Consider the following 1,805-nt stretch of genomic DNA (forward strand, 5'->3'; position numbering starts at 1 on the left):
TCTTAAAGGAGTCAGTAGCGGCGTTTTGACCACGCCTGTAAGAGTCCATTACTGGACTGCTTCCGAATCCCCGTCTCTTTAGAGCGGGGAGGGTCAAGATATATCTATCTGGATGCTGGCGAAAATAGCGAGGATAGTTTCTTCTTAAGTTCCTCTCGGCACTTCCACGATACGCTAATTAAAATTAAAATTATTGAGGTACTCCCCATAATTTCATTTCTTCATCGCTGGCACTAACGATATACCAACCGTCGGGGGTAACAGCAAGGGAATTAACAGCGAGTTGATGTGCCTTAATGGTGCGAATTGTTTCTCCTGTCTCTAGGCTGGTAATTGTTATCATGCCTCTTTCATCTCCACTAATAACGGCTTGACCATCTGGGGTTGCTACTAAAGAAGTTACACCAAATGATTGAATATTTAACGGTCCTAATAATTCTCCTGTTGCTAAATCCCAGTATTTGATATTGCTGTCGTGGGAACTGCTGAGGACGGTGGTTCCATCTGGTGTTATGGTAACGGCAGTTGCTCCTAAAGATTCGTCGTTGAGGGGTCCGAGTAATGCCCCCGAGGCATAATCCCAGAGTTTGAGATTGCTTTTTGCGGAACTACTAACGACGGTGCCTCCATCTGGGGCGATCGCTAATCCAGTAATGCCGAGGGAGCCTTCACTAAATGTTCCGATGAGTTCTCCAGTATTGATATCCCAGCATTTGAGATTCCCTTTTTCTGCTCCTGTGAGAACGATCGCCCCATCTGGTGTAATAGTGAGGCATTGCACCCCTTTAGAGTAGAGGCTAAATTGTGCTTCCTTGTTTAAGGCATATAAGTTCCAGCGATTCATATAAATATCACTGCCGCAAGTAACTAAAGTAACGCCGTCGGAGGCGATCGCAACCCCTTTTACACCTCGATACTGCACCTCGCTGTTAATATGCAACAATTCAAATTGTTCGTAGGGAATATTTGCATCGTAGTAGTTATTATTTTCTACAATTTCTAAGGCTTCGGGGGACATTTCTTCTATTTCTTCCATTTCTGCCAATGCGGGCATTTCTTCCATTTCTTCCATTTCTGCTAATGCGGGCATTTCTTCTACTTCTTCCATTTCTGCTAATGCGGGCATTTTCGCTTCTGTTTTAATCGGTGGAGACGATTCAGAAGTTTTAGAAGGTGAGTTAATTGAGATAAAAGGATTGAGAGGATCGACCGGAATATTTTGTGAGGAAACTGAAGCATCGGGAGAAACAAAAAAGGGATTATTGGGATCGATCGCGGGAGATTCTCTAGGAATACCTTCAGGGAGTGGGGCAAAAGGATCGATCGCATTGGGTTCTACTGTTACCGCAACCGAACTATCTGCTAGTTCCTCCCAATTGTCCGGAGCGACAAAGGGATTGATTTTTATATCATTATCTTCTGTAACATTTTCTGCAACATTTTCTGTAACATCTTCTACAACATTTTGATTGCCCAGATCGAGACTGGGAATTTCCTGTTTGCTAACTGGCGATCGCTTTTTAGTTTCTGGGGTAGGGGAAGGTGACGGAGGAACAACTATATCAGGTTGAGCTTGCGAGACTTCCTTCTCTTTTGGAGAAGTTAGTCGCTTAGGCATTGAGGGAGGTGGAGGCAGGGGAATACTTGCCACCTTCGGAGGAGGAGGGGGAGGAGGTGCGGGAATATTTACTACTGGAGGAGGAGGTGGAGGCAGGGGAATACTTGCCACCTTCGGAGGGGGAGGAGGTGCGGGAATACTTGCCACCTTCGGAGGGGGTGGGGGAGGAGGTGCTGGAATACTTGCC

1 protein-coding gene is annotated in these 1,805 nt (G+C 45.8%); it reads right to left on the reverse strand.

What is annotated here, in order from left to right:
• Positions 1-190: 190 nt before the first annotated feature.
• Positions 191-1,805 (reverse strand): WD40 repeat domain-containing protein (locus JUI58_RS01470; protein ID WP_204101968.1); only part of this gene is annotated, 1,615 nt, incomplete at its 5' end.

The organism is Spirulina sp. CCY15215 (assembly GCF_016888125.1).
GTDB lineage: Bacteria > Cyanobacteriota > Cyanobacteriia > Cyanobacteriales > Spirulinaceae > CCY15215.